The 26,544-nt window shown below is 71.4% G+C and carries 25 protein-coding genes; 14 read left to right on the top strand and 11 right to left on the bottom strand.

What is annotated here, in order from left to right; genetic code table 11:
* Positions 1-11: 11 nt before the first annotated feature.
* Both G3I60_RS32550 and G3I60_RS32545 read right to left on the bottom strand, forming a co-directional pair.
* The gene (locus G3I60_RS32550) at positions 12-1,730 is read right to left on the bottom strand and encodes a class I adenylate-forming enzyme family protein (RefSeq protein WP_164292770.1); all 1,719 of its coding nucleotides are present in this window, start codon (positions 1,728-1,730) and stop codon (positions 12-14) included.
* An 85-nt stretch (positions 1,731-1,815) separates the two neighbouring features.
* Positions 1,816-2,781: an LLM class F420-dependent oxidoreductase gene (locus G3I60_RS32545; protein ID WP_164292771.1), complete on the bottom strand. Its 966-nt coding sequence runs from the start codon at positions 2,779-2,781 to the stop codon at positions 1,816-1,818.
* A gap of 207 nt (positions 2,782-2,988) precedes the next feature.
* Here G3I60_RS32545 and G3I60_RS32540 point away from each other — a divergent pair, with 207 nt between their 5' ends.
* From G3I60_RS32540 to G3I60_RS32525, 4 genes are all read left to right on the top strand, one after another.
* The gene (locus tag G3I60_RS32540; RefSeq protein WP_164292772.1) at positions 2,989-3,600 is read left to right on the top strand and encodes a hypothetical protein; all 612 of its coding nucleotides are present in this window, start codon (positions 2,989-2,991) and stop codon (positions 3,598-3,600) included.
* Positions 3,601-3,695: 95 nt separating this feature from the next.
* Positions 3,696-4,115, top strand: coding sequence for a hypothetical protein (locus G3I60_RS32535; RefSeq protein ID WP_164292773.1), 420 nt, complete (start codon positions 3,696-3,698; stop codon positions 4,113-4,115).
* 2 nt (positions 4,116-4,117) lie between these two features.
* Positions 4,118-4,363 (top strand): helix-turn-helix transcriptional regulator, encoded by a 246-nt coding sequence (locus G3I60_RS32530; RefSeq protein ID WP_244808981.1) that lies wholly within the window; start codon positions 4,118-4,120, stop codon positions 4,361-4,363.
* Positions 4,360-5,331, top strand: coding sequence for an NAD(P)-dependent alcohol dehydrogenase (locus tag G3I60_RS32525; protein ID WP_164292774.1), 972 nt, complete (start codon positions 4,360-4,362; stop codon positions 5,329-5,331). The genes G3I60_RS32530 and G3I60_RS32525 overlap by 4 nt, the downstream gene beginning before the upstream one ends.
* Before the next feature lie 283 nt (positions 5,332-5,614).
* On the opposite strand, the gene glgC is transcribed toward G3I60_RS32525, so the two are convergent.
* Together glgC and glgA are read right to left on the bottom strand one after the other, a co-directional pair.
* A complete protein-coding gene (glgC, locus tag G3I60_RS32520) occupies positions 5,615-6,832 on the bottom strand; it encodes a glucose-1-phosphate adenylyltransferase (protein WP_164292775.1) in 1,218 nt (405 codons plus the stop codon).
* 39 nt (positions 6,833-6,871) lie between these two features.
* Positions 6,872-8,056: a glycogen synthase gene (glgA, locus tag G3I60_RS32515; protein ID WP_164292776.1), complete on the bottom strand. Its 1,185-nt coding sequence runs from the start codon at positions 8,054-8,056 to the stop codon at positions 6,872-6,874.
* 341 nt (positions 8,057-8,397) lie between these two features.
* On the opposite strand from glgA, the gene pgm reads away from it, so the two are divergent.
* Positions 8,398-10,053 (top strand): phosphoglucomutase (alpha-D-glucose-1,6-bisphosphate-dependent), encoded by a 1,656-nt coding sequence (gene pgm / locus G3I60_RS32510; protein WP_164292777.1) that lies wholly within the window; start codon positions 8,398-8,400, stop codon positions 10,051-10,053.
* Positions 10,054-10,167: 114 nt separating this feature from the next.
* Positions 10,168-11,367, top strand: a complete 1,200-nt coding sequence (locus G3I60_RS32505) for a serine hydrolase (RefSeq protein WP_239070517.1) — start codon at positions 10,168-10,170, stop codon at positions 11,365-11,367.
* An 80-nt stretch (positions 11,368-11,447) separates the two neighbouring features.
* On the opposite strand, the gene G3I60_RS32500 is transcribed toward G3I60_RS32505, so the two are convergent.
* Positions 11,448-12,293 (bottom strand): hypothetical protein, encoded by an 846-nt coding sequence (locus G3I60_RS32500; protein ID WP_164292778.1) that lies wholly within the window; start codon positions 12,291-12,293, stop codon positions 11,448-11,450.
* Between the two features lie 715 nt (positions 12,294-13,008).
* Between G3I60_RS32500 and G3I60_RS32495 the strand changes: the two genes are divergently transcribed.
* The 3 genes from G3I60_RS32495 to G3I60_RS32485 all read left to right on the top strand — a co-directional run bounded on the left by G3I60_RS32495 (position 13,009) and on the right by G3I60_RS32485 (position 16,611).
* Positions 13,009-14,787, top strand: a complete 1,779-nt coding sequence (locus G3I60_RS32495) for a diacylglycerol kinase family protein (protein ID WP_164292779.1) — start codon at positions 13,009-13,011, stop codon at positions 14,785-14,787.
* Entirely contained in the window at positions 14,723-15,676 is a 954-nt protein-coding gene (locus G3I60_RS32490) for a YihY/virulence factor BrkB family protein (RefSeq protein ID WP_138353424.1), read from the top strand. The genes G3I60_RS32495 and G3I60_RS32490 overlap by 65 nt, the downstream gene beginning before the upstream one ends.
* Positions 15,677-15,759: 83 nt before the next feature.
* Positions 15,760-16,611 carry a phosphatase PAP2 family protein gene (locus G3I60_RS32485; protein ID WP_138353423.1) on the top strand — a complete coding sequence of 284 codons (852 nt, stop codon included), beginning with the start codon at positions 15,760-15,762 and terminating at the stop codon, positions 16,609-16,611.
* Between the two features lie 48 nt (positions 16,612-16,659).
* Here the strand turns inward: G3I60_RS32485 and G3I60_RS32480 are convergent, their stop codons facing one another.
* Positions 16,660-17,511: an LLM class flavin-dependent oxidoreductase gene (locus tag G3I60_RS32480; protein WP_138353422.1), complete on the bottom strand. Its 852-nt coding sequence runs from the start codon at positions 17,509-17,511 to the stop codon at positions 16,660-16,662.
* Between the two features lie 226 nt (positions 17,512-17,737).
* Between G3I60_RS32480 and G3I60_RS32475 the strand changes: the two genes are divergently transcribed.
* The 3 genes from G3I60_RS32475 to G3I60_RS32465 all read left to right on the top strand — a co-directional run bounded on the left by G3I60_RS32475 (position 17,738) and on the right by G3I60_RS32465 (position 19,870).
* Positions 17,738-18,175 carry an SRPBCC family protein gene (locus G3I60_RS32475; RefSeq protein ID WP_138353421.1) on the top strand — a complete coding sequence of 146 codons (438 nt, stop codon included), beginning with the start codon at positions 17,738-17,740 and terminating at the stop codon, positions 18,173-18,175.
* 52 nt (positions 18,176-18,227) lie between these two features.
* The gene (locus G3I60_RS32470) at positions 18,228-19,181 is read left to right on the top strand and encodes a ribokinase (RefSeq protein ID WP_203674443.1); all 954 of its coding nucleotides are present in this window, start codon (positions 18,228-18,230) and stop codon (positions 19,179-19,181) included.
* A gap of 68 nt (positions 19,182-19,249) precedes the next feature.
* Positions 19,250-19,870, top strand: coding sequence for an RraA family protein (locus tag G3I60_RS32465; RefSeq protein ID WP_164292781.1), 621 nt, complete (start codon positions 19,250-19,252; stop codon positions 19,868-19,870).
* 15 nt (positions 19,871-19,885) lie between these two features.
* On the opposite strand, the gene G3I60_RS32460 is transcribed toward G3I60_RS32465, so the two are convergent.
* Both G3I60_RS32460 and G3I60_RS32455 read right to left on the bottom strand, forming a co-directional pair.
* Complete coding sequence (locus tag G3I60_RS32460) at positions 19,886-20,278, bottom strand: hypothetical protein (RefSeq protein WP_138353418.1); 393 nt, start codon at positions 20,276-20,278, stop codon at positions 19,886-19,888.
* A 550-nt stretch (positions 20,279-20,828) separates the two neighbouring features.
* Positions 20,829-21,377: a bacterioferritin gene (locus G3I60_RS32455; RefSeq protein WP_138353417.1), complete on the bottom strand. Its 549-nt coding sequence runs from the start codon at positions 21,375-21,377 to the stop codon at positions 20,829-20,831.
* A gap of 244 nt (positions 21,378-21,621) precedes the next feature.
* Between G3I60_RS32455 and G3I60_RS32450 the strand changes: the two genes are divergently transcribed.
* Both G3I60_RS32450 and G3I60_RS32445 read left to right on the top strand, forming a co-directional pair.
* The gene (locus G3I60_RS32450; protein ID WP_164292782.1) at positions 21,622-22,461 is read left to right on the top strand and encodes a YihY/virulence factor BrkB family protein; all 840 of its coding nucleotides are present in this window, start codon (positions 21,622-21,624) and stop codon (positions 22,459-22,461) included.
* Between the two features lie 41 nt (positions 22,462-22,502).
* On the top strand, positions 22,503-22,823 hold the full coding sequence (locus G3I60_RS32445; RefSeq protein WP_164292783.1) for a hypothetical protein: 321 nt from the start codon (positions 22,503-22,505) through the stop codon (positions 22,821-22,823).
* Positions 22,824-22,829: 6 nt separating this feature from the next.
* Here the strand turns inward: G3I60_RS32445 and G3I60_RS32440 are convergent, their stop codons facing one another.
* The 3 genes from G3I60_RS32440 to G3I60_RS32430 all read right to left on the bottom strand — a co-directional run bounded on the left by G3I60_RS32440 (position 22,830) and on the right by G3I60_RS32430 (position 26,313).
* The gene (locus G3I60_RS32440; RefSeq protein WP_164292784.1) at positions 22,830-24,425 is read right to left on the bottom strand and encodes an MFS transporter; all 1,596 of its coding nucleotides are present in this window, start codon (positions 24,423-24,425) and stop codon (positions 22,830-22,832) included.
* 244 nt (positions 24,426-24,669) lie between these two features.
* Positions 24,670-25,050, bottom strand: a complete 381-nt coding sequence (locus G3I60_RS32435) for an RNA-binding S4 domain-containing protein (protein ID WP_164292785.1) — start codon at positions 25,048-25,050, stop codon at positions 24,670-24,672.
* A 45-nt stretch (positions 25,051-25,095) separates the two neighbouring features.
* Complete coding sequence (locus tag G3I60_RS32430) at positions 25,096-26,313, bottom strand: glycosyltransferase family 87 protein (protein WP_269287164.1); 1,218 nt, start codon at positions 26,311-26,313, stop codon at positions 25,096-25,098.
* Between the last annotated feature and the right edge of the window lie 231 nt (positions 26,314-26,544).

The raw sequence follows: 26,544 nt of genomic DNA, 5'->3' as shown, positions 1-26,544 counted from the left end.
TCCGCCGCCGGTCAGAGGCTGTCGCGCAACACCCGTTTGAGCACCTTGCCGACGGGGTTGCGCGGCAGTGCATCGCGCAGCTCCAGCCGCTCGGGCAGTTTGTACGAGGCGATGTGCCGCTCCTTGAGATAGCCGACCAGGTCGTCCAGCACGAGCGGCGACCGGGCGACGACCACGGCGCAGGCCTTCTCGCCCAGCACCTCGTCGGGATAGCCGACAACCGCGACCTCGGCCACCGCCGGATGCCCGGCGAGGAGCTGTTCCAGCTCCGCGGGGGCGATGTTCATCCCGCCGCGGATCACCACGTCCTTCGCCCGGTCGACGTACTTCAGGAACTGCCCGCGGTCGCCCGCGATCTCGAAGAGGTCACCCGTCTTGAGATAGCCCTGGTCGTCGAAGGGGCTCGGCAGGTCCGTGCCGCCCAGATAGCCCGCGAAGACCTGCGGGCTCTTGATCCGCAACTCCCCCGGCCGGCCCGGCTCCTCGATGTCCTCACCGGTAGCGGCATCGACGATCCGCACCTTCGTCCAGGAGGCGCCACGGGTGGACCACTCGACGCCGGGCACCCCGTACCGGGGGAAGAAGCGCGCCCGCTCCTCCGGATCCGGCACGTCGTACGGGTCGGTGAGCATCCCCGTGCCCTCGTTCGACCCGAAGAAGTTGATGACGCCGATCCCGTACCGCTCCTGCCAGCCGCGCACCATCGCCGGGGAGAGCGGCGCCGAGCCGGAGCCGATCCGGGTGAGCGAGGAGATGTCGGTGCTCGCGAGGAGTTCGTCCCTGGCGAGCAGCATGGTCAGCAGCGCCGGCGGCGCGACGGTGTAGGTGACGTGCTCCTCGGCGATCTGCCGGAGGAACACCGGCAGATCGAAGGGGTGGTGCTGGACGAGGACGCACCCGATCCGGAGCCACGGCAGGAACAGCCCGGCGAAACCCGCCATGTTGACCATCGGGAAGGGATTCAGCAACACGTCGTCCGCGGTCATCCTCGGCGCTTCCAGACACGTCCAGGCGATGGCCAGCCAGTCGTTGTGGCAGCGCGGGACACCCTTCGGGGTGCTCTCGGTGCCCGAGGTCCAGCAGATGGTGACGCAGTCGTTGGGATCGACGGGGTGCTCGCGGGTGTACGCCGCGACGTCGGCCGGGTCGTACGGTGACCGCAGTTCGGCGTCGAGCGATATCGCCCCGGGTGGTACGTGATGACTGGCCGCGTCGGCTGCGTTGGACGCTCCGTACGCGAACAACAGCCGCAGCTGTGGCAGCCGGTCGCGCAGAGCGTCGACCTCCGCGGCGATCTCCCGCTCGCCGACCCGCACCGCCGTGATGAACGCCGTGAACTCCGCCAGCCCGCCCAGCTGCACCGTCTCGTGCTCGCGGTACTGCACCGGCAGCGGGGAGACGATCACGCCGATCCGCCAGCAGGCAAGATAGACGCACACCAGCTCGACGATGTTGGGCAGTTGCACCCCCACGACATCGCCCTGGCCGACGCCGTGCCGCAGCAGTACGGCCACGAACCGGTCCACGTCCGCGTCGAGTTCGGCCCAGCTCAGCCTGCGGACCGGCATGCCCACCAGGTCCGCCTTGTTCAGCGGGTCGACCAGTGCGAGCCGGCCGGGATGCGTACGTACACGTTCACGCAGCAGCGAGTCCGTGGTCTCGCCGTCCCACCAGCCCGCCCGGGTGTACTCGGCGACCCGTTCGGCCGGATGCAGCTTCCGTGCCCCCATGATGTCTCTCCCCTCCACCGTGCGCCCGTCCACCCGTGCGCCCGTCCACCCGTCCACCCGTGCGCCGGTGTACCCGTGTGCTGGTCTACCGGTCCCGCAACAGGGCGAGCGTCCGCTCGCCTCCCGGGTCGGCGTCCGTGCTCGACGCGACGACCGCGACCTCGTCCACCCCTGCCGCCGCGTACTCCGCGAGCCTGGCCCGTACCGCTCCCAGATCGCCGACCAGCCCGACCGCCGCGGTCAGTTCGGCCGGCACCGCCGCGAGCAGCTCCCGCGGATGCGGCCGTGACCGCGCGAACTCCACGACGTCACCGAAGCCCGCCTCGATGAACATCTCGGCGTAGCCGGGCGCCGCGAGATAGCCGACCACCCCGCGCCGCAGTTGCTCCACCGCCTCCGGGGACGGATCGACGGCGGCTGTCACCCAGGCGGCCACCCGCGGCGACGGACGTCCCAGCGCCTCGGCCTCCTCCCGCATCCGTCCGACCAGCTTCGCCGCCGACGCCGGAGTCAGGAGGTTCAGCACCATCCGGTCGGCGAACGCGGCCGCCGTGCGGACCGCCGCGGGGCCGAAGGCGGCCACCGTCAGCTGTGACTTGGGGGCAGGCAGCCGCAGCCGGTAGCCGCTGGTGCGCACGACCTCCCCCTCCGAGGTGGTCCGCTCCCCGTCCAGCAGCTGTCGCAGCGCCGTCGCCGACTCCCGCAGCGCCACCCCGCTGCGCCGGTGCGAACGGCCGTGCCACTGCTCGACGACGACCGGGCTGGAACTGCCGATCGCCACGTCCACCCGCCGCCCGGTGAGGGCCGCCACCGAGGCGGCCCCGCGCGCGATCGTCATCGGGTCCCGTACGGCCACGGCGAGCGGGCCGACGGTCAGCGGAATACTCCCGGTCCGCAGCCCGACGGCGGTGGCGAGGGCGAACACGTCATAGGTGGCCATCTCACCGAGCCACAGCTCCTCGTATCCGTTCCGCTCGGCGGCGGCCGCCGTGAGCAGCGCCTCCTCCGGCGGCCGGTCCTGCCAATAGCCCAGCGACACCGACAACTTCACGTGCTTCAGCCTCCCCGACCGCAGCCCACGAACCCCACGAATCCACGCTACGCCGACGCTACAATAAGCAGAGTGACCAGACCACCCCTCCCGCAGCGCCGAACACCGCGGCGGGCCGCGACGGATCGGTCGGCGTGGCGGGACAACCATCGGGACCCGGGGTCCGTCCTACTCGGCAGTACTCCCTGAAGACCGAGGCCATCACCCATGCCCTTCGCCCGCGCGACCGCCACGACCCTGCTCAGCGCGACACTGCTCCTGACCGCTGCACCGTACGCCCTCGCGGACTCCGGCATGTCGCTCTCCGTCGATCCGACCTCCAGCCGCCAGCGCGGCCGGGAGGTCACGTTCACCGTCGCCGCCGACGAGGCGGACCTGAGTCACGGCAAGGGGACGTTCACCCTTGAGTCCCGCGCCTTCGTCAAACCGGTCGGCGTCGCGAAGGAGCGGTTCCATGACGGCAAGGGCGGCCAGTTGTACGCGAAGACCATGGCCATGGTGCCCTGCGACATCGAACCCGGCCCCTACACCGTGGAGTTGAAGGCCGGGGCGGGCAGCCAGGCCGCGGCCGCCATGACGTTGACGGTCGTGCCCGAGATGGATCCCGGGAACCGGTCGTTCTGCGAGGACCCGTCGGCGAGCTACGACTCGGTCGCCGACCGGACCAGCGAGGCGGCGGCCGACGAAAACGTGGGCCATGACGGCATCGGCGTCGGCACCGTCGTCGCCGGCGGCGTGGGCATCGGCCTCGTCAGCTCCCTCCTGACCGGCTTCGCCCTCACCCGATGGCAGCGCAAGGCGGGACGCCCGCAGGCCTGACACTCAGCACGTACCGCAGTGGCGGCGGGAGCACCCGCTGCGATGCGATGTAAAGAATTATAGACATCGTGTCAGCTCTGCCATACATTCATGCCATGTCATACGACGAGAAGAACGCCTGGGTCTACGCCCTGGTCGCGATCGGCGGCTACGCGGGCTACCTGGTGGTCATCCTCGGCAGGGCGCAGGGCGTCCCGCTCACCTCGGTCGCCTACGTCATGCCGATGATCCTGGCCATCAGTGCCGCGACAGCCGCATCGATCGTGGGTCACATCGTGATCGCCGCCGCCCGGCCCAAGGAGGCCGGCAGGACCGACCAACGGGACAAGGAGATCCACCGGCACGGCGAGTACGTCGGCGGAATGGTGCTCGCGGTGAGCGTGATCGTCCCGCTCGGCCTGGCAATGGCGGAGATCGACTACTTCTGGATCGCCAATGCGATCTACCTGGCGTTCGTGCTCTCCGCGCTCTGCGGAACCGCGGTGAAGCTCGTCACCTACCGCCGGGGGTTCTAGCCGTGGGAAAGCCGACCAAGGTCACCAACGACATCCGGCGCCTGCGGTTCGTGAACGCCGAGATGACCCAGGCGGACCTGGCGGACCGCATCGGCGTCACCCGGCAGACCGTCATCGCGATCGAGCAGGGCCGCTACTCGCCCTCACTCGAGATGGCGTTCCAGATCGCACGTGCCTTCAAAGTGCCGCTCGGCGAAGTGTTCCAGTACCCGGACAACGATCCGGACGACGAAGGAGACACACCATGAAGGCTGTTGTCCAGGACACCTATGGGTCGGCCGATGTCCTGGAACTCAGGGACATCGACCCGCCCGTGGTCGGCGACGAGGAGGTCCGGCTGCGCGTGCTCGCCGCGAGTGCCGGCATCGGGGACTGGCACGTCATGACCGGCAGGCCGTACCTGATCCGGCTCTTCGGTTTCGGACTGCGCAGACCCAGGGCCCGCGTCCGCGGCATCGACGTGGCGGGGATCGTCGAGGAGGTCGGTGGGAACGTGACCCGGTTCCAGCCGGGCGACGAGGTCTTCGGCACCTGCGACGGCTCCTTCGCCGAGTACGCGTGCGCCCGGCAGGACCGCATCACGTCCAAGCCGGCGAACCTCAGCGCGGAACAGGCCGCGGCCGTACCCGGCTCCGGAGTCGCCGCCCTGCAGGCCCTTCGCGACCAGGGGCAGCTCCAGCCGGGCCAGAAGGTCCTGGTCATCGGCGCCGGTGGGGGCGTGGGGACGTTCTCGGTACAGCTGGCGAAGGCGTTCGGAGCACACGTCACGGGTGTGTGCAGCACGACCAAGGTCGACCTCGTCCGCTCCCTCGGAGCTGACGACGTCATCGACTACACGCAGGACGACTTCGCGGACGGCACGCGGCACTACGACCTCGTCCTCGACACCGCGGGGAACCGCCCCCTGTCGCTGCTCCGGCGCGCTCTCACTCCTGCGGGAACGCTCGTCGTCGTCGGAGCCGAGGGCGGCGGGCGATGGCTGCAGGGCACGGACCGCCAGCTCCGGGCGATGCTGCTGTCCCCGTTTCTGCGCCAGAAGCTGCGCGGGCTCATGTCCGTGCAGCGCGAGAAGGACCTGCGGTACCTGGCGGAGCTCTTGGAGGCCGGCAAGCTCACTCCGGTCATCGGCAGGACGTACCCGCTGAGCGGGGTCCCCGACGCCATGCGGTATCTGGAGGATGGGCACACTCGCGGCAAGGTCGTCATCACCCTCTGAGCCCGACGCCGGGAGAAGCTGACGACCTGACTGCCATGGCCCGGTACCTCTCCTCAAGTCCCAGGACACACATAGGCGTTCGCTCGTCCCAACAGCACGGCAACCGCCCCGATTCCGGCGTGACGCAGGTCACATCAAGCCAAGAGGTTTGGTCCCGGCGGACCGGGGCAGCCAAGTGTTCAGAGGCCCCCCTTACCTCGCAGTCCCGGCCCGGCCAGCTCTCCCCCCCTGCTGGCCGGGTCGAGCTGTCTCCGCAGCCGGCCGGCAGGGTCCGCGCACCTCGTCAGGGCACCCGCTGGCCCTTGCCCAGGGCCACTATCCCGCCGGCGGAGACGGTGAAGTGCCGGGCGTCGTGTTCGGGGTTCACGCCGATGGTGGCTCCGGCGGGGACGACGACGTTCTTGTCGAGGATCGCGCGGCGGACGACGGCGCCGCGGCCGACGCGTACGCCCTCCAGCAGGACGGACTCCTGGACGACGGCGCCCTGCTCAACGATGACGCCGGGAGCCAGCACGGATCCGGTGACCTGGCCGCTGATGATGCAGCCCGTGCTGACCATCGACTCGCCCGCGATCCCGCCGGCGACGAACTTCGCCGGTGGCCGCTGGGCCTGGTTGGTGAAGATGGGCCACTGCCGGTTGTACAGGTTGAAGACCGGTCGGATCGATATGAGGTCCATGTGTGCTTCGTAGTAGGCGTCGAGTGTTCCCACGTCACGCCAGTAACCGTGGTCCCGGTCCGTCTCACCCGGCACTTCGTTGTCGTCGAAGTCGTAGACCTGCGCCTGGCCGCGCTCGGTGAGCAGCGGGAGGATGCTGCCGCCCATGTCGTGCACGGAGTTCTCGTCCTCGGCGTCGTGCTGGAGCGCGTCGATGAGGACCTTGGTGGAGAAGATGTAGTTGCCCATCGAGGCGAAGACGCGGTCCGGGTCGTCCGCGAGGCCGGGCGGATCGGCGGGCTTCTCCAGGAAGCCGTCGATGCGTGAGCTGCGGTCCGCCGTGGTGATGATGCCGAACGCGGAGGCCTGCTCACGCGGCACGCGGATGCCGGCGACCGTCACGCCCGCGCCGGCGTCGATGTGCCGGTCGAGCATCTGCCGCGGGTCCATGCGGTAGACGTGGTCGGCGCCGAAGACCACGATGTAGTCGGGCTGCTCGTCGTGCACGAGGTTGAGCGACTGGTAGATGGCGTCGGCGCTGCCGAGGTACCAGCGGGGGCCGAGGCGCTGCTGTGCCGGGACGGGTGTGACGTAGTCGCCCAGCAGACCGGTCATCCGCCAGGTGGTCGACACATGCCGGTCCAGGGAGTGCGATTTGTACTGCGTGAGCACGCAGATGCGGTGGATTCCGCCATTCACCAGGTTCGACAGGACGAAGTCCACCAGCCGGTAGACCCCGCCGAATGGCACCGCGGGCTTGGCCCGGTCCGCGGTCAGCGGCATCAGCCGCTTGCCTTCGCCCCCTGCGAGGACGATGCCCAGCACGTTCGGTCGTCCGCTCACCCTGACCCCCTTCGTCTCCGGCTGCCCGCTGGCAGCCGGTCACTCCAGTACCGACTCGTAGACCTCCACGGTCCTGCGTGCCACCGCGTCCCAGCCGAATTCCGTCACGGCCCGCTGCCGCCCCGCCTCCCCCATCGCCCGCGCCCGGCCGCCGTCGCCGACGACCTCGTTGACGGCGGCCGCCAGCGCGGCCTCGAAGCCGCGCGGATCGGCCTCCTCGTACGGCACCAGCAGCCCTGTACGGCCGTGCTCGACCACCTCCGGGATACCGCCGACGGCAGAGGCGACCACCGCCGTACCGCAGGCCATGGCCTCCAGGTTGACGATGCCGAGCGGTTCGTAGACCGACGGGCAGACGAACACCGCCGCGTGGGTGAGGAGTTGGACCACGTCGGGGCGGGGCAGCATCTGCGGGATCCACACGACATCGCCGCGCCGCTCCCGCAGCTCGGTGACCAGGGAGCGGAACTCCGCGTCCAGCTCCGGGGTGTCGGGCGATCCCGCGCACAGCACGACCTGGGTGCCGGGGGCGAACTCGCGCGCCGCGCGCACCAGGTGCGGTACGCCCTTCTGCCGGGTGATCCGGCCGACGAACAGGACGAACGGCCGGGCCGGGTCGATGCCGAGGCGCTCCAGGACGTCGACCCGGGGGTCGGGCCGGTACAGGGCGGTGTCGATGCCGTTGTGCACCACGTGGACCCGGCCGGGATCCACCCGCGGATAGCAGGCGAGCACGTCGGCGCGCATGCCGTGGGACACCGCGATCACCGCGTCCGCCGCCTCGGCGGCGGTGCGCTCGGCCCAGCTGGAGACCGCGTAGCCGCCGCCCAGTTGCTCCGCCTTCCAGGGGCGCAGCGGCTCCAGGGAGTGGGCGGTCATCACATGCGGGATGCCGTGGAGCAGTTTGGCGAGGTGGCCCGCCATGTTGGCGTACCAGGTGTGCGAGTGGGCGAGGTCGATGTCCGTCACGGCGGCCGCGATGGAGAGGTCCACCGACAGCGTCCGGAGCGCGTTGTTGGCCCCGTCCAGTCCGGCGGCCGCCCGGTGCCGCACGAGGCCCGAGGCCTTGTCCGCGACCTCATCACCAGGTCCGGTGGCGACGCTCCAGCTGTGGACGGTGAGATCGACGAGGCCGCGCAGTTCCCGCGCGAGGAACTCGGCGTGCACCCCGGCTCCGCCGTACACGTCCGGCGGATATTCGCGCGTTAACAGCCCGACCTTCACCGTGTCCCACCTCTCCGCTGATCACCCGGTGTCCTGGGCGTTGCCGTCCCGGCCCGCTCCGCTCCGGCATCAGCGGGGCCGGCCCGGGATGCGGCGATCGGCGCAGGCCTCGTAGCCCTCTTCTGTACCGGATCGTCAGGCGGCAAACGTCACGGGGTCCGCCGGCAGGCGGCCGCGGGCGGCTTGTCCCGCGACACGGCAATGGTCCGGTGGCCCGTGGAGTGCGCCCTCTCGCGCCGGGCACGGAGAATGGGAACAATGCCGAACGACGCGGAACGCCTGCCACCACGGGCACAGGCCCACGGTGGCGGGGCGGACCCGCACCCGGAGGAGAGAGCCAGATGCCGCACGAGCGCGCCGGACAGCCCGCACAGCCCGCCGACCTGGTCGACGTGGCCCGGCTGGTGACCGCGTACTACACGCTCCGACCCGACCCCGGCGAGGTGGGCCAGCGGGTCGCGTTCGGGACCTCGGGCCACCGTGGTTCGTCGCTGGCGGTCGCGTTCAACGAGGACCACATCGCGGCCACCAGCCAGGCGATCAGTGAGTACCGGTCAGGCCAGGGGACCGACGGGCCGCTCTTCCTGGGGGCGGACACGCACGCGCTGTCCGAGCCGGCGCGGGCCACCGCGCTCGAGGTGTTCGCCGCCAACGACGTCACGGTGCTGATCGACAGCGCGGACGGGTACACCCCCACCCCGGCGGTCTCGCACGCCGTCCTGGTCCACAACCGCGGCCGCACCTCGGGGTTGGCGGACGGGGTGGTCGTCACGCCCTCGCACAATCCGCCGGCCGACGGCGGCTTCAAGTACAACCCGCCGAACGGCGGTCCCGCCGGCTCGGAGGCCACGTCCTGGATCCAGGACCGGGCGAACGAACTCATCGCGGGCGGCCTCAAGGACGTCCGGCGGATCCCCTACGCCCGCGCGCTCGCCGCCGGCACCACGGGCCGCTACGACTTCCTCACGCACTACACCGACGACCTGCCCGCCGTGGTGGACCTGGAGGCCGTCCGGGCGGCCGGCGTGCGGATCGGCGCGGACCCGCTCGGCGGCGCGTCGGTCGCGTACTGGGGCCGGATCGCCGAGCGCCACGGGCTGGATCTGACGGTCGTCAATCCGGACTCCGACCCGACATGGCGCTTCATGACGCTGGACTGGGACGGCAGGATCCGGATGGACTGCTCGTCGCCGTACGCCATGGCCTCGCTCATCCGGCGGCGCGACGACTTCCAGGTGTCCACCGGCAATGACGCGGACGCCGACCGGCACGGCATCGTGACCCCGGACGCCGGCCTGATGAACCCCAACCACTACCTCGCCGTCGCCATCTCGTACCTGTACGAGCACCGCGGGCAGTGGCCGTCGGACGCCGGAATCGGCAAGACCCTGGTCTCCTCGTCGATGATCGACAAGGTGGCGGCGGGCCTCGGCCGGAAGCTGGTGGAGGTACCGGTCGGCTTCAAGTGGTTCGTGGACGGGCTGCTGGACGGCTCGTTGGGCTTCGGCGGCGAGGAGTCCGCCGGCGCGTCCTTCCTGCGCCGCGACGGATCGGTGTGGACCACCGACAAGGACGGCATCCTGCTCGCGCTGCTCGCGGCGGAGATCATCGCGGTCACCGGCCGCAGCCCGTCGCAGCACTACGCCGACCTCACCGCGCGCTTCGGCGAGCCCGCCTACGCCCGGATCGACGCGCCGGCGACGCGTGAGCAGAAGGCCGTCCTCGCCTCGCTCTCCCCCGAGCAGGTCCCGGCGGGCGAACTGGCCGGTGAGCCGGTCACGTCTGTCCTCACCGCGGCGCCCGGCAACGGCGCGTCGCTGGGCGGACTCAAGGTCTCCTCCGACAACGCCTGGTTCGCCGCCCGGCCGTCCGGCACCGAGGACGTGTACAAGATCTACGCGGAGTCCTTCCACGGTCCTGAACACCTCGCCAAGGTGCAGGAGGAGGCGAAGGCCATCGTGTCCAAGGCGCTGGACGACGCCTCGGGAAAGGCCTGACGCGCACCCAACCTCACAACGCACCCACGCACAGCAGCAGTGACGCGCACCCGTCCTGTGACCGGAGTCGACCACCGCCGGTGCTCATCCACCGGCTGACGAAGGGAACATTCCTTGAGCGGCAGCGGACTGTCTCAGGAACGGCTCGACCGGATGCGCGACGTCATGTCCGGCTACGTCGAACGCGGTGACGTACCCGGACTCGTGACGCTGGTGCACCGGCGCGGTGAGACCCGGGTCGAGGCGCTCGGCACGATGGCGGCCGGTGGCACCGTCCCGATGCGCCGCGACACGATCTTCCGGATCGCGTCGCTGACCAAACCCATCACCGCGGCCGCCGCGATGATCCTGGTGGAGGAGTGCAAGCTGCGGCTGGACGAGCCGGTGGACCGGCTGCTGCCGGAACTCGCCGACCGCAGGGTGCTCCAGCGGCTCGAAGGGCCGCTCGACGACACCGTTCCGGCACGCCGGCCGATCACCCTGCGGGATCTGCTGACGTTCCGGCTGGGGATCGGAGCGGTGCTGGCGCCCCGGGGGACCCACCCGATCCAGCGGGCGATGGACGAGGCCGGCCTCTCCCCCAGTCCGAACCCGCCGGCAATCGGTCCCGACGAGTGGATGAAACGGCTCGGCGCACTGCCGCTGGTCCATCAGCCGGGCGAGCGGTGGATGTACCACACGGGTTCCGAAGTGCTGGGGGTGCTGATCGCGCGCGCCGCCGATCAGTCGTTCGCGTCCTTCCTCAGTGACCGGATCCTCGATCCGCTCGGCATGCGGGACACCTCGTTCCAGGTGCCGGCGGAGAAGCTGGACCGGCTGCCGCCGAGTTACCGGGCCCGTCCCGGAACCGGCGAACTCGTGCTCCAGGACGATCCCGCCGACAGCCGCTGGGGCCGCCCGGTGGCGTTCCCGTCCGGTGGTGGCGGGCTCGTCTCGACGGCCGACGACTACGTGGCCTTCTGCCGGATGATGCTGGACCGGGGGCGGCACGGCGGTGGACGGGTGCTGTCCCGGCCCTCGGTCGAACTCATGACCAGCAACCACTTGGCACCGGAGCAGCGGCCCGGAACCCGCAGCTTCCTCGGTCCCGACGAGGGCTGGGGTTTCGGTGTCTCCGTCTCCGTCCGGCGCTTCGATCTGGCGACGACCCCGGGCCGGTTCGGGTGGAACGGCGGCACGGGCACCTCCGCCTACACGGACCCGGGGGAGGACCTGGTCGGCATTCTGCTGACCCAGCGCCACATGGACTCCACCACTCCTCCCGCTGTCTTCCAGGACTTCTGGACCTCGGCGTACCGGGCGATCGACGACTGAGCCGCGGGGTCGTCACCCCGCAGCCGCGCCGGCCCTCCGCTTGCTCACTCAGTACCTGGCCGACGTGGGCAGCCGGGGACCTACTGGGTGACGGGCTCACTCTGCTGCGGGGCCTCGACGGCCGCGGTGATGGTGGTGCCGGCCGGGACGGACTCGTAGTAGACAGAACGGGACTGCTTGGAGCGCAGGGCCGCGGACTTGCGGACCAGGCCCTCGAGCGCGGTACGCACGCTCATGATGGTGACGGAGCGCTCCGGCGTCGAGATGGCCGTGGCGACCTCCGCCGCCGAGGCCGGGCCGCCCTGCTTGACCAGGTAGTTCTCGACGACCTTCACGAGCTTGTCGGCCTTGGGGGCGGCCGCCTTGCTGTCGGCCGCCTTCGGCGCGGCGGTCTTCGCGGTGGCGGTCTTCGCCGGCTTCGCGGTCGTGGACTTGGCCGTGGCGGCCTTCGTCGCGGCGGCCTTCGCCGGCTTCGCGGCGGCGGTCTTGGCCGGGGTGGCCTTCGCGGTCGCGGTCTTGGCGGGCGCCGCCACCTTGGTGGCGTGCGCGGCCTCGGCCACGGCGCTCTTCGCGTCGGTCTTGCGGCCGCGGCCGGCCCGGCCCTGGGTCGGGACCGACTTGCGCGCGGTACGGCGCCTGGCGCCGGGCACCTTCGCCGACTTCGCGTGCGGTGCGACGTGCGCTTCCGGCTCGCTCTTCTGCGGTTCGGCCTGCTCGGAGACGGAGTGCTGCTTCTTCGCGCCGACGGCGCTCTGCATGCTCAGCAGCATCTCGCGGTCCTGGACGAGGACCTCCAGCTCCTTCTGGAGCACGTCGATCTGCGCGAGAACCCGGTCGCGGTCACCTTCGTTCTGCCGCAGATCGGCGGCGACGCGGGCTTCGTACTCGCCCTGCAGACTCTGGCTCTTGGACATGACGTCCGACATGGACACCACTCGCCTTTCGTTGCTCACTTCGCGTCATTGATGACCGTGATGGTAGCCATCAACGTATGAGGGGATATTCGAAACGGACGCTCACATCACGTCCCCGTGGTCCGGGCCGGACCGAGCTGCGCCGACATCCGTATGAGTAAGACCATCCCAGTCAACGTCCGCGAAAGCCAACTCGGTTCCCCGGATCCCGTCCGGGAGGTTACATCTTTCGGGCGCGGGAGGATAGGAGCAGCGTCCCCCGTTGACCTGGAAGTGTGGCGGCCCGGACGGCGAATTCCTTTCGCCCCGCCGGGAGTTGCCTCACTCGGCCGGGTGCCGTCCGGCCGGTCCCGCGGCCCCCCGCGTTCGTGCTGCGCGGGAGAAACTCGGCGAACAGTTCGAGTTCGCTCCCGCTGTCCCGGAGGCGGATCCGCGCTTCCCGCACTTGTCTTCCCGGACCGTTGACGCCCTCTCCGGCAGGGCGCGATCCTGGAGTGACGCGAGTGAAAGGACACATCGTGTTCGAGCGTTTGCACAACTTATAGAGCGGCGAAAGGGCCGGGTGCCGAGGAGCGACGCCTTCGGGTATCACGACCCGGACAACGGGCACCGGCCGTACGGCGGGGGGATATCGATCCGGCCCCGGACGCGGCTCGCCGCACCAATCCGGACCGGAACACCCGGCCGCGGCAGGAGTTGTTCGGCCGGGACGGGCAAGAAGCCGCCTATGAGACCAAGCGACGAAGTGGCCGCGCGGCGTATCGGCGTGCTGCTCGTGATGCAGGGCGCGCTGTTGACGGGCTTCGGCCTGCTGCTCACGCGGTGGCTGGTGAAGGTTCCGCCGTTCACCGCGGAGGACGGGATCAACCGCGCTTTCGCCGCGCACCGGTCGGCGGGCTGGAACAGTGCCACGTACTGGCTGTCCCAGCTGGGCAACACCCATGCCGTCGTGCTGATGACGGCGGTGTCGGTGGCCCTGCTCCTGTTGCCGGTGTACGGGCGGCTCCAGCGCGAAGCGCTGTTCCTGGGCGCCGCGGTGGCCCTGCAGTCGCTCGTCTTCCTCATGGTGACCGCGGTCATCGACCGGGCCCGTCCGGACGTGGCACACCTGGATGCCGCCCCGCCGACGTCCAGTTTCCCCTCCGGGCACACCGGTGCCGCGACGGCGCTGTACGGCGGTCTGGCCGTTCTCGTCCTCATCCGCTTCCGCGGAAACTGGCGCTTCGTGCCGGCCGCGGTCCTGTTCAGCGTTCCCGTGCTGGTCGCGGTGGCGCGCCTGTACCGGGGGATGCACCATCCCACCGATGTGCTCTTCGGTCTGCTCAACGGGGCCGGAATCCTGCTGATCATGGGGCGTTCACTGCTGCCGGCGCGCGCCCGGCCGCAGGTGCCGGGGCAGGCTGAGCACACCACCTCTGCGGGTGCGACGGCCGTCACGCGGTACGGGCGGCGGGCGGCCGTGGTGGTGAATCCGACCGTCGTGGACGACGCGCTGCACGACGCGATCCGCCGCACGCTGGGTCGGTACGGCTTCCAGGACGTCTCCTGGCACGGCACGACCGAGGACGACCCGGGGAACGGCGCCGTACGGCGGGCCGCGCTCAGGAAACCCGACCTGATCGTCGTGTGCGGCGGTGACGGCACGGTGATGGCCTGTGCCGACGGCCTGGCGCACAGCGGCATCCCGACCGCGGTCCTGCCCTGCGGCACCGGCAACCTGCTGGCGCGCAACCTCGGCTATCCGGTCGATCCCCTCGCCGCTCTCGTCGCCGCGCTGGAGGGCACCACCCACGCCATCGACCTCGGGACCGCCGACGGCGACGGCATCTCCGGAGCCCGGTTCGCCGCCATGGCCGGCGCCGGGTTCGACGCCGCCGTGGTCGGGGACGCCTCCTCCCGGATGAAGGCGGGCATCGGTTGGGCCGCCTATCTGGTGTCCGGGGTGCGCCATCTGCGCGACCCGGGGATGCGGCTGACCCTGCGGCTCGACGACGGACCGGAGCTCGGCCGCCGGGCACGGATGGTGCTGGTGGGCAACGTCGGCACACTGCAGGGCGGTGTGCCGCTGCTCCCGGACGCGCGGCCGGACGACGGGGTGTTCGACGTCGTGCTGCTCAACCCGGCGGGACCGCTCGGCTGGCTGCGCGCCGCCGCCCATGTGCTGAGCCGGCCGCACCACGACAGGACACCCCGGCCGCCGGGCGGCGGTGGACGGTTCGCCGACGGCGCGCTGGAGTACTTCACCGCACGGCGCATCGAGATGACCTTCGAACGTCCCCAGGAACGGGAGTTGGACGGTGAACCGGTCGGTCCCGGCGTACGGCTGGTGATCGAGGTCGATCCGGGCGCCCTGCTGATGCAGTTGCCGGCGACCTCACCCACGGCATCGTCATCGGCGCCGGCGGGCACCGAGGAACCGGCAGCCCTGACAGGAGTACACGATGGGTACGGCAACGCGCGTTCCGCAGACCCGCGACATCACGGGCGACGAACTCTCGGGCGATGATGCCTGGGCCACCCTGCGCCGCTACGGCGGATGGAAACTGGCCCGCGACGCCTTTCTGCGGTTCCGGTACGCCGACGGGTTCAGCCACGCGCGGGCGCTGGCCCTGCAGACGGTCCTGTCGCTGGTGCCCTTCGCCATCGCCGTCGTCGGGCTGTCCACCGTGCTGCACGCCGAAGGCGTCGGGCGGGTGGCCGAACTCACCGTGCTGCGCATGTCGAGCGGCCCGAGCTCCGATGTCGTGAGGAACGCCCTCACCGACAGCCGCCGGCACGCCGACGAGGGCGGACAGCTGGCACTGTGGTTCGGTCTGCTGTTCGCCCTGGTGAACGTCACCACCGCGATGAGCCAGATCGAGCGCGGCGCCAACCGCATCTACGGCGTGGAGCGCGACCGGCCCTTCCACCTCAAGTACCGGCGCGGGGTGCTGATGATGCTGCTCGCCGGACTGCCCCTGGGCCTGGGCTCCATCCTCATGGTCGGCGGCGCCGACATCGCCGGAGCGGCGGCCCAGGTGTACCACTGGACGCCGGACCAGACGACGGCCTGGAACCTGCTGCGCCGGCCGGTGGGCATCCTTCTCGCGCTGTTCTCCGCCTCGGTCGTCTTCCGCAGTTCGCCGCGCCGCCGGCAGCCCGGCTACACCTGGCTGGCCTTCGGTGCGGCCGTCTATCTGGCGCTGTGGACCCTGCTGACCTGGCTGCTCAGCCTGTACGTCGAGTTCAGCAGCTCGTTCAACTCCGTGTACGGCCCGCTGAGCGCCTTCATCTCGCTGCTGCTGTGGTCCTACCTCACGGCGATAGCGCTCTTCATGGGCATCGCGTTCGCCGCCCAGCTGGAGGCGGTCCGCGCCCGCGTCAAGGAGCCGGTTCTCCAGGATCCGGGGGTCTGAGCGGTGCGGCTCCGCAACCCGGCCAGGTCGGTGACTCGGCCCGCGATGATGATTCTCCGCCGGAACGGGTAGCCGTCACCAGCATGAGGGCACTGTCGCGATTTCCCGGAAACCTGATCCGCCGGCTGCGCGGCCCGGACGAGCGCCTCGGCGTACGGCTGCTGCTCACCGCGGCGGTGTGCGCCGTCGCGACCGTACCGTTCGCCTTCGTCCTGGTCCTCGTGGAGGCCCACTGGGGTCCCCTGCACCGCGCCGACCGGAGTGCGGCCGAGAACCTGCACCGGGCGGCGCTGGACCACCCGGCATGGGTGACGGTGCTGCGCTTCCTCACCAACGGGCTGTGGTCGCCCACCGTCATGCGGCTGCTGGTGGCCGCTGTCGTGGTGTGGCTGCTGTACCGCCGCGCCTGGCGACTGGCCGCCTGGGCCGCCGTCACGGCCGCCCTCAGCTCCATGGTGGGGGTGATGGTCAAGACGGCCGTGGAACGCGCCCGCCCGCAACTTCCGGACCCGGTGGCCCACGCCCCCGGCTATTCGTTCCCCTCCGGCCACGCCATGACCGCCACGACGTCCTGCGGAGTGCTGCTGCTCGTCCTGCTGCCGCTGGTCCCCCGCGGCCTGCGCGCGCTGCCGTGGGCGGCGGCGGTGATCTCCGTGGTGGGTGTCGGCTACACCCGGGTCGCGCTCGGCGTGCACTGGGCGAGCGACGTGGTGGGCGGCTGGCTGCTCGGGCTGGCCGTACTCGCCGCCACCACCGCCGCGTTCCAGGCCTGGCGCCAGGAGGCGGGTCTCGCCCACACCTCACCGGCCCAGGGCCTGGAACCCGAACTGGACACCCCGCACACCGCGCCCGAACCGGCCCTCCACCTCGGCCACCACCCCACGGACGAGAACCCGTCCCCTACGGATACGAAGGAGGACGACTCACGTCCGTGAGGGCGGTCGGCCGACCGGCGAACCTCAGAACCTCAGAACCTCAGAACCTCAGAACAGGGTGTCGGCGAACCGGTCGACCTGGTCGGTGTCCGGGGACCAGCAGTAGAGGATCACTTCGTCGGCGCCGAGGTCGGTGTACGTACGCACCGCGGCCTTGATCTCCTTCGGATCGCCCAGCAGTCCGTCGGCGAAATGGGACGCGTCGCCGAGGAACGCGTAGTAGTGGCCGACGTTCTTGCGGGCTTCCGCGACCACCGCGTCCGGGCCGATGGCGACGTTGAGCTGGGCCACCAGCCGGGGCGCCGACGTACGCCCGGCGTCGCGCCAGGCCTGTTCCGCCTGGCGGAACAGGCGGTCGGTGAAGTGCGGTGACGGCGCGGCGCCGAGGAAGCCGTCACCCCAGCGGGCGGCGCGGGCGATCGCGGCGGGGGTGAAGCCGCCGAAGAGCACTTCGGGGCCGCCGGGTGTCACGGGCGCGGGTCCGATCGGTCCCACACCGTCGCCGTAGGGCTCGCCCGCCCAGACGCGGCGCAGTACCGCCATCTGCTCGTCGAGCCGGCGGCCGCGCCGGTGGACGTCGACTCCGGTGGCAAGGTAGTCGTCCTCGCGTCCGCCGATCCCGATGCCGAGGGTGAAGCGGCCGCCCGAGAGGTGGTCGAGGGTGGCGGTCTGCTTCGCCAGCAGTGCGGTCCGGTGCAGAGGTGCGAGCAGTACCTCGGTCTGTACGCGGATGCGGTGGGTGGCACCGGCGAGGGCGGCCAGGGTGATGAGTGGTTCGGGGTTGTCGTGGACCAGCCGGTCCAGCAGTCCGAGGGTGGTGAAGGGGCCGGCGTCGGCACGACGGGCCCAACTCAGCAGCCGACCGGGATCGTCGACGGGAAGACCGAGACCGATGTTCATGTGTGACTCCTCAAGAAGGGCAGACGAAATCGATGCCGCCCCTCCGTGATCTCGCACGAACGATACGTGCGGGCGCGCTCCCGTTTGCGGGGTACCTCCAGGGAGCGGTGCTCGGAGTCCAGCCATCCTAGAGCAAGCCGCGAGGGACGAGTGGGGTCTTGGGACGGGATCAGGACACCGCGGCGGGTCCCGGCGCCCAGTGGGCGCGCTCGCATAGGGTCACGTGGTGGCTTTGATCAGGATCGAGCGCTCCTCCCCACTGCCCGTCGACGAGGTGTGGCGGCGGCTCACCCGCTGGGAGCGGCACGCGGCCCATGTGCCGCTGACCAGGATCACCGTCACCACCCCGCCGCCCACGCGGCTGGGCACCGTGTTCGTGGCGCGGTCCGGCCTGGGGCCTGTCGGGTTCGACGACCCCATGGAGATCGTGCGCTGGGAACCGCCCGCGCCGGGTGGCACCGGCCGTTGCCGGCTGGAGAAGCGCGGCACGGTCGTCGTGGGGTGGGCCGAGATCGAAGTGGCCGCGCGGGACACCGGATCGCGGATCGTGTGGACCGAGGATCTGCGGGTACGGGGACTGCCGCGGCTGTTCGACGGTCTGACCGTCCGGTCCGGCCGGCTGATGTTCGGCCGGGCGATCTCCGGACTGCTCGCGGAGGCATAGCCCCGGCGTGCCGGGGCGCCCGGTCGCGACGACGAAGAGAAGGACATCGGTGATGGACGAACGGCTGGTCGTGGTCGGCAGTCTCAACATGGACCTCTCGGTCACGGTGCCGCGTCTCCCCCGGCCGGGCGAGACGGTCTCCGGCGCCGATGTCGTCCGCGGACCCGGCGGGAAGGGCGGCAACCAGGCGGTCGCCGCGGCGCGGCTCGGCGCACGGGTCCGGATGGTCGGGCTGCTCGGGGACGACGCCCATGGCGTGGAACTGCGGGCGGCCCTGACGGCGGAGGGGATCGACGACAGCGCGGTGGGCACCCTCCCGGACACCGCTTCCGGACTGGCGCTGATCGTGGTGCAGCGCGACGGCGAGAACACCATCACCCTCTCCCCAGGCGCCAACCACCACCTGGACGAAGCCACGTTGCGGAACCTCACGGAAGGCATCGTCGCGAACCGCGCCGACACCGTCCTGCTCCAGCTCGAAGTGCCGCTGCCCACCGTGCTGGCCGCGGCCCGCGAGGCGCGCGCCGCCGGGGCGCTGACCGTGCTCAACGCCGCTCCGCTGCCCGGTCCCGGCCCGCTGCCGGCCGAACTGCTGCGTGCGGTCGATGTCCTCATCGTCAACGAGACCGAGGCCGCCGGACTGCTCGGCCTCCCCGACGTACCGTCCGGGGGCCGGGACGAGGATTGGACGGCGCGCGCGGACCAGCTCCGTCGGCTGGGGCCCGGGACCGTCGTGATCACGCTCGGCGCGGCCGGCGCGGTCGCCGCCGATGCCCGGGGTCCGCTCACCGAACCGGGCTTCCCGGTCGACGCGGTGGACGCCGTCGGTGCGGGCGACGCCTTCTGTGCCCAACTGGCCATCGCTCTCGGTCTCGGCCGCCCGCTCGCCGAGTCCGTCCGCCGGGCCTGTGCGGCCGGCGCCGTGGCCGCCACCCGGCGCGGCGCGCAGAACGCGCTGCCCACCCGGGCCGAAGTCGACTCGCTGCTCGCGGCAACTCCCCGATGATCGCGCGGCAAGGCAACGGTTTAGCCTGGGAGCGACCCGAGTCGGGTGGTCCCGAGTGAAGGAAGAACATGAACGGCGTCACCGGATTCACCAGCGTTTCCCCGACCACGCTCGCCGACGTCCTGGGCCATGAGCAGGTCATGGACATCGGCATCCGCCCGCTGTGGCCCTCTCCGCGGATTGCCGGCCCGGCGTTCACCGTACGGTGCCCTCCCGGCGACAACCTGATGCTGCACGCGGCCATCCACCGCGCGGAGCCCGGCTCGGTCATCGTCGTCGAAGCGGGTGACGTGGACTACGCGCTCGCCGGCGGCAACGTCTGCGCCGTCGCCCAGCGCCGGGGGATCGCGGCGTTCGTGCTCGACGGTGTGATCCGTGACCTCGCCGAGGTGCGCGAGATGGGCTTTCCCGTCTTCGCCAGGGGCGTCATCCCCATTCCCGGGACCAAGAAGGCCGTTGCGCCGCTCAACGGCACGGTGCGGTGCGGCGGCGTGAACGTGAGCGCCGGCGACATCGTGGTCGCCGACGAGGAAGGCATCGTCGTCACTCCCGGCGCCCGTCAGGAGCAGGTGCTCGCCGACGCCCGCACGAAGCTGGCCAAGGAGGCCGGCGAATCCCTCGATGCCTGGGAAGCGGCGCATCGTGCCCGCATCGACGCGATCCTGGCCGAGAAGGGCTTCACCGGCTGACCGAGGCCGTTCGGCTCAGGGGGCGTCGTGCCGCGGCGCACCTCGTGCGGTCCGGTCCGGTTGGTGCGCGCGGTGCTTCCGGTGCCAGTGGGGGCGGTGCACGGAGACGGCCGTGGCCCGGCGCGTCAGGGCTCCGAGTCCGATCAGTGTGACCGTCCAGGTGCCGACGAAGGTGTAGATCAGCGTCGGTGCGTCGGCGCGTACCGCTTCGATCAGCAGGATCAGGGATCCGGCGGCCAGTCCGCCGAGCAGCGCCACCAGCCAGCGGACCGGCGGGCGTCGCACCCTGCGGTAGGCAGGGGCGACCCAACTGGCCAGCCGGCGCAGGAGTCGGCCTTCACGGCGGAAGTTGACCTCCATGCTGCTGAGGATCCGGCGTTCCTCGTCGGTGAGTTCTACAGCTCCCATCGTGTGGGTCCCTCCCCCGTGCGGCTGAACGGACTGATGGCGCGGCGGTCCGCACCGTGCTTCCCGGGGGTTGGAGGGGCGGCGCGCTCGGCTGCCGACGCGGCCGCTCCGGGAAGATCGGGAACCTCGACCAGGGCAGGTAAGTCCGGTGTGAGCTGTGAGTGTTCGTCAGCGTCCATGGGGTGTCTCCGCGATGTCTGGCCCCCGGGCGGAGGCCGCCTCCTGCGCTCCTTCGTCAACGCCGGCCGCGCTTCCGGCCGGACGATACTCCATGCTCCGCACCGTGCCGTCGTACACCCTCGTGGGTGGCAGGTCTCCGGCCGGTTCAGCTCCGCACGGGGGCGGAGGTCCGCCGGCCGGCCGGAGAACTCTGTACTGAAGCCGCTTCCCCCGGCTCGGGGAGGCAAAACGCCCGGCGCGTGACAGGGCTCCCGTGGTCCACGTGGACCCGAGCGCGCCCGTCGACGCGCCGCGGACCGGTGCGCGGCACGCCCGGGAATCCTGGCGTGCCGCGCACCGGTCCGCGGCGGACGGGCGGGAGTTCGGGCCGTCAGAGGCCCGACTTCTCCTGGGGGATGCGTTCCAGCAGCCCGCGCAGGTCGTCCGCGTGCTCCTCCTCCTGCGCGAGGAGCTCCTCGAACACCCGGCGGGTGGTCGGGTCGCCGTTGCCAAGCCACTGGGCGATCTCCGTGTAGGAGGCGATGGCGACCCGTTCCGCCACCAGATCCTCCTTGATCATGTCGATCAGCCCGAGGCTCGCGTCGTACTCGGCGTGCGACCGCTTGGTGAGGGTGTCCGGGTCGAAGTCCGGCTCCCCGCCCAGCTGGACGATCCGCTGGGCCAGCTTGTCCGCGTGCGCCTGCTCCTCCTGGGCGTGCTCCAGGAACTCGGCGGCGACGGGCTCGGAGTACAGCCCGGTGGCCGTGAAGTAGTGCCGCTTGTAGCGGAGCGTGCACACGATCTCGGTGGCCAGTGCCTCGTTCAGCACCTGGATGACCCGTTGCAGGTCAGCGCCGTAGGCATCCGTCACCGGACCCTTCTCGATCTCCTTGCGTGCCCGGCTCCGGAGCGTTTCGATGTCGGTCAGGAACTCCGCCATGTCGTACTACCGTCCTTCGTGATCTGCGGCCAAGACGAACGGGAGACCCGTCCACGCGCTGCGCGTACCCGGCCGTCCCGCCCGGTACGCCCTCCCCGGCCGGAGATCAGCCACCCGGCCCCGGCGTTGCCGGTGGCAGCGGGTCATCCGGCCGAATCCGGCTCCCCCGCCGCGAACCGCACACCCGGTCGCACCGACGGCGTTCGGCCCGTGCAGACGCCCCAGGACGGGGTAGCAGACCGGCATGGGCTCGGATCCTGTTCCCGGTACCCGCCGCACCGCGCACTCCGGCTCGGACGGTCCGTCGTCCCGCCGGGGGCCGAAGCCTGCCCGGGTGGCGCGCCGGATCTGGCGGCGGGGCGTGGAGATAGAGCTGATGCAGCGGTCGATGGGCTTCGCCGCACTCGGCCTGGTGACGCTGATTCCGCTGCTGATCGTCGTGGCGGCGGCGCTGGGGCACAACGGCCAGGGGTTCGTGGCGTGGGTGCGGGACGCACTGGGGGTGACGGGCGGTTCCGCCCGCGCGGTGGAGAGCCTGTTCAGCAGCCCGGCGCGGGTGCTGAGTACGACGACCGCGCTCAGCCTCGCGTCCCTGGCGGTCTTCGGGCTGTCGTTCATCGCCGCCATCCAGACCGCCTACGAACGCATCTGGGACCTGCCGTCCGCACCCTGGCACGCCACCTGGCGGCGGGCGCTGGCTCTCGCGGTCCTGGTCGGCTACCTGCTGACGGCCGAGTACGCAGACCACGTCCTGCAGGACACTCCGCTGCAGCCCCTCATCCGCATCGTGGTGACGGGAGTCGGGGGCGTGGCGTTCTTCTGGTGGATCCAGCACTTCCTGCTGTGCGGCCGCATCGGCCAGCGGCTCCTGCTGCCCGGCGCCCTGCTGACCGTGGGCGGGCTGGTCGGTCTCCGGTTCTTCTCCATCACCGTCTTCTCGCCGCTGATCGCCGGCAGCGCGGTCTCGTACGGGCCCATCGGCACCGTCCTGATCGTCCAGTCCTGGCTCATCGGCATCGGATTCGTGATCTATGCGGGAGCGCTGGCTGGGCAGGGGCTGTACGAGCGCAAGCGTCCTCAGTGACGTGACCGTGCCACCATCCGACCGGTTGGGAGAGGACGACAGTGGAGCGTTGGCAGTACGGCTTTCTGTACATCGGGTACTACGGGCCCCCGGGGGCGGAAAAGGTCTACGAACTGGTGGTCACCGGCGAAGGCGCGGAGATCGTCGCGCTGGAGGACTCGACGCTGCAGACCCCCACCCTGATCCTGGCCCGGCTCGACCGGCTGGGCGGCGAGGGCTGGCTGCTCGAGGCCCGCGGCGATGCCGAGTACAGCGCACAGGGGATGGCACCGGCCTGGATGCTCGACAAGGTCAGGGAGCTGGATCCCGGGGGCGAGATGGGGACGTACTCCATCTACACGATGCGGCGGACGCTGGACTGACCGCTGTCAGCCGATGTTGCACTTGCGGGCGGTCAGCGGCGGGCCGTCCACCGCGCAGTGCATACGCGGCGCGGGCTGCTCCTCCTCCCCCTCCTCCTGCGGCGCTGCCGGCGCTTCGGCGGGCGGCGGAGGTGGGGTGCGGATCGTGATGGCGGCCAGCGCGGCGCCCGCGGCGAGCAGCGCCGCCGCGATGACCAGCGACTGGTGGAATCCGTGCGAGAACGCCTCGGGGTCGTCGTAGCTGCGGCCCGTCAGTCCGGTGACGGCGGGCAGCGCGGCGACGGCGATGAGGCCGGCGGCGCGGGCGACCGCGTTGTTGACCCCCGACGCCACGCCGGCGTGCTCGGCGCCGACGGCGTCCAGGACGGTGGCGGTGAGCGGGGCGACCAGGACGGCCAGGCCGAATCCCAGCACCACGACGGCGGGCAGCACGTCCTGGACGTAGTCGGCGTCCGGCCCGATGCGGAACATCAGCAGGATCGCGGCCGCGCAGATCAGCGGTCCGATCGTCATCGGCAGCCGGGGCCCGATGCGCTGCGACAGCCGGCCGAAGCGCGCGGAGAGCAGGAGCATCATGATCGTGATCGGCAGCATCGCCGTCCCGGCGGCGATCGGCGAGAATCCGGAGACGACCTGCAACTGGACGGCGAGCAGGAAGAACACTCCGCCGAACGCCCCGTAGACGGCGAACGTGACTCCGTTCGCGGCGCTGAACTGGCGTGAGGAGAACATGCTCAGCGGCAGCATCGGGTGCGCCTGGCGTGCCTCCGCGACGAGGAAGCCGGCCAGGGCGGCGATGCCGAGCGCACCGCTGACGAGCACCGTCGGCGACCCGGCTCCGTGCTCCGGGGCGGCGATGATCGCGTAGGTGACGCCGGCCAGTCCGACACAGCTCAGGGCCGCGCCGAGCACGTCGATCCGGCCGGTGGCAGCCGGATCGCGGGTCTCGGGGACGTGCCGCCGCGAGATGAGGACGACGGCGACGGCGAGCGGGGCGTTGATGAGGAACACCCAGCGCCAGGAAGCGGCCTGGACGAGCCAGCCGCCGAGGAACGGGCCGATCGCGGTCGCGACACCGCCGAAGGCGGACCAGGAGCCGATCGCCCGCGCCCGGTCCTCCGGGTGGAAGGACGCCTGGATCATGGCCAGGCTGCCGGGCATCAGCAGCGCTCCCCCGACGCCCTGCAGCGCTCGTGCGGCGAGCAGCAGGCCGGATGAGGGCGCCAGCCCGCACAGCAGGGAAGCGGCGGCGAACCACAGGACGCCGACGTTGAAGACCCGGCGCCGGCCGTACCGGTCGCCCAGCGCTCCGCCGAGCAGGATGAGTGAGGCGAGTGCGACGGTGTACGCGGTGACCGCCCATTGCAGGGTGCCGAATCCTGCGCCGAAGTCACGGCCGATCGCCGGCAGGGCGATGTTGACGACGGTGGCGTCGATGCCGGCGAGCGCCGACCCGAGGATCGAGGCGACGAGCACCCACCGCCCGGCGGCGGAGCGGACGCGGATCTCCCCGGCCGTCCCGGTCCCGCCGGGTTTCCCGGCCACGCCCGCCTGCCCGGCCTCGTCCGTCTTCCGGCGGGCCGCCCGCGACAACGAGAACATGGCAGGGCCTACCGTTCTGATCCGGGCAGCCGGAGCGATACACCGCCGGTGGCGGGTGCGGGCGCGCGGTCCCGGAACTCGATCGGGTCCGTGGTGATCGCCTCCCAGGTCAGCGCTGCGCGATCCGGTGGGCCGGGGGCCCGGCCGGCACGGTTCACGCTAGGTGCGCCGATCTCCTACGGCAAGCGGTCCGGGAGCCCGGACGGCGACCACGCGGCGCCCCGTGGCCGCCGGTCGTGCGACGTCAGGCGTCGATGTCCCGGAGGCGTTCCATCGCGCGCCGGTCGCGCTTGGTGGGGCGTCCCGCCCCGCGGTCGCGGTGGCCGATCGCCAGGAGGTCCGCACGGGCGGGCGGCGGCGGGCTGTTGTCGACGAAGCACTCCGCGGCGACGGGCGCCCCGACGCGCTTGCGCACGATGCGCGAGACGACCACGATCCGCTCGGCACCCTCCCCGCGCAGCCGTACCTCGTCCCCGGCCCGCACCGTGTGGGCCGGTTTCACCCGCTCTCCGTTGACCTTGACGTGGCCGGCGCGGCACGCCGCGGCGGCCATCGACCGGGTCTTCGTCAGCCGTACGGACCAGATCCAACTGTCGACCCGTACGGTCCCCTCGTCTGCAGCCATGACACGACCTTAAAGCCGGCGCGGCCCGGCGTGGCCAGGATGGGGTCAGCTGCCGCCGACGGCCCCGCTCTCCAGGGGTACCTGCCGCAGTCCGGCACGGCGTCCGGTCGCACGGGAGGTTCGGCCGGACGGGACCGCCGCGCGCCACAGCCGTACGCACGACAGCAGCGTCGCGGCCGCCAGCAGGCTGTTGCGCGCCAAGAGGACGGCAACGCCCTGCCAGGAGCTGTTCAGCACCGCGCCGAAGAACAGCGGGAAGTCCACGGCGGTGACGGCGGTGGCGAGGAGCAGCAGTACCGCCACCGGGCGCTGGGTGGTGCCGCGCACCGTCAGGCACACCGCGGCGAGGGCGATCAGCCAGATCAGGTACTGCGGGCTGATCACCCGGCTGGTGGAGGTGAACAGCAGCACCGCCGTCAGGGCCGCGTCGTAGACGGTGGCCTCGCTCCAGACCCTGGCCCGCCAGCGCCACAGCAGCAGCCATCCGAACGCCACCGCGGTCAGCAGCAGGGAGCCGCGGGCGACGCTGGAGACGTAGGGGCCGAGGAACTCGAACGAGCCGTAGTGCATCCTGACGCGGCCGGGCCAGCCGCCCAGCCGGGCCAGGTGCAGCAGGGTGCCGCCCATCGACTCGACCTCGACGCCCCGGTTGCCCTGCGAGGACAGGAATCCGAACGTCCCGCGGAAGCCCAGCGCCAGCACCGTCAGCAGCACCGCCGCGGACCCCAGCACCGCGCTCCAGGCCTGGCGGGTGGACCGGCCCCTGGGGGTGCCGAGCACGATCAGCGCCGGCCACACCTTGATCATCGCGGCGAGCCCGGCGAGGGTGCCGCCGAGCCACGGCCGCCGGCCGATGACCAGCAGGGAGAGCACGGCCAGCGCGGTGACCGCCACATCGAACCGCGCGAAGGGCAGTGCCAGCAGCAGGGGCAGACCGCCGGCCCACAGCCAGGCGCCGGCCGCGCTGCCGGACCCGCCGGCCGGACCGCCACTGCGCGCGGCGCGCACCAGGGCCAGCACCACAACGGCGTCGGCCAGCACCATCAGTGCGACGAATCCCTGCAGGTACGACACCACGGGCAGCAGACGGGGCGCGAGCATGACCAGCCCCGCGCCCGGTGGGTACTGCCAGGTGACGTCCCCGGCCGGGAACGATCCGGCCGCCAGTTCGCCGGCCCAGCGCGTGTACAGCCGGTGCACCTCTTCCGCGATGTCCCCGCGCCCGGTGCGCAGCATGGCCAGCATCACCAGCCGCGAGGCCACCCAGTAGGCCGCAAGCGGCCACCAGCGGGACCCGATGCCGAATCCAGCAGGCGCCGTACGCTCCCGGTCCGTTTCGCACGCACATCCCGTGCACTCGGCCTCACCGCACGACGCCACCCGAACCTCCACAGTCCACGCCACCCGCCAACCACACCACCCCGACGCTAAAACATCACAAAAGCCGCCAAAATGACCAACACGCTGAAATCGTTCACCAAAGCTCAGCCTGCT

The sequence above is a fragment of the Streptomyces sp. SID13666 genome (assembly GCF_010548325.1).
Lineage (GTDB): Bacteria > Actinomycetota > Actinomycetes > Streptomycetales > Streptomycetaceae > Actinacidiphila > Actinacidiphila fildesensis.
The sequence above is the reverse complement of the archived record's forward strand: the minus strand, read 5'-3'. Positions and strand labels throughout refer to the sequence as shown.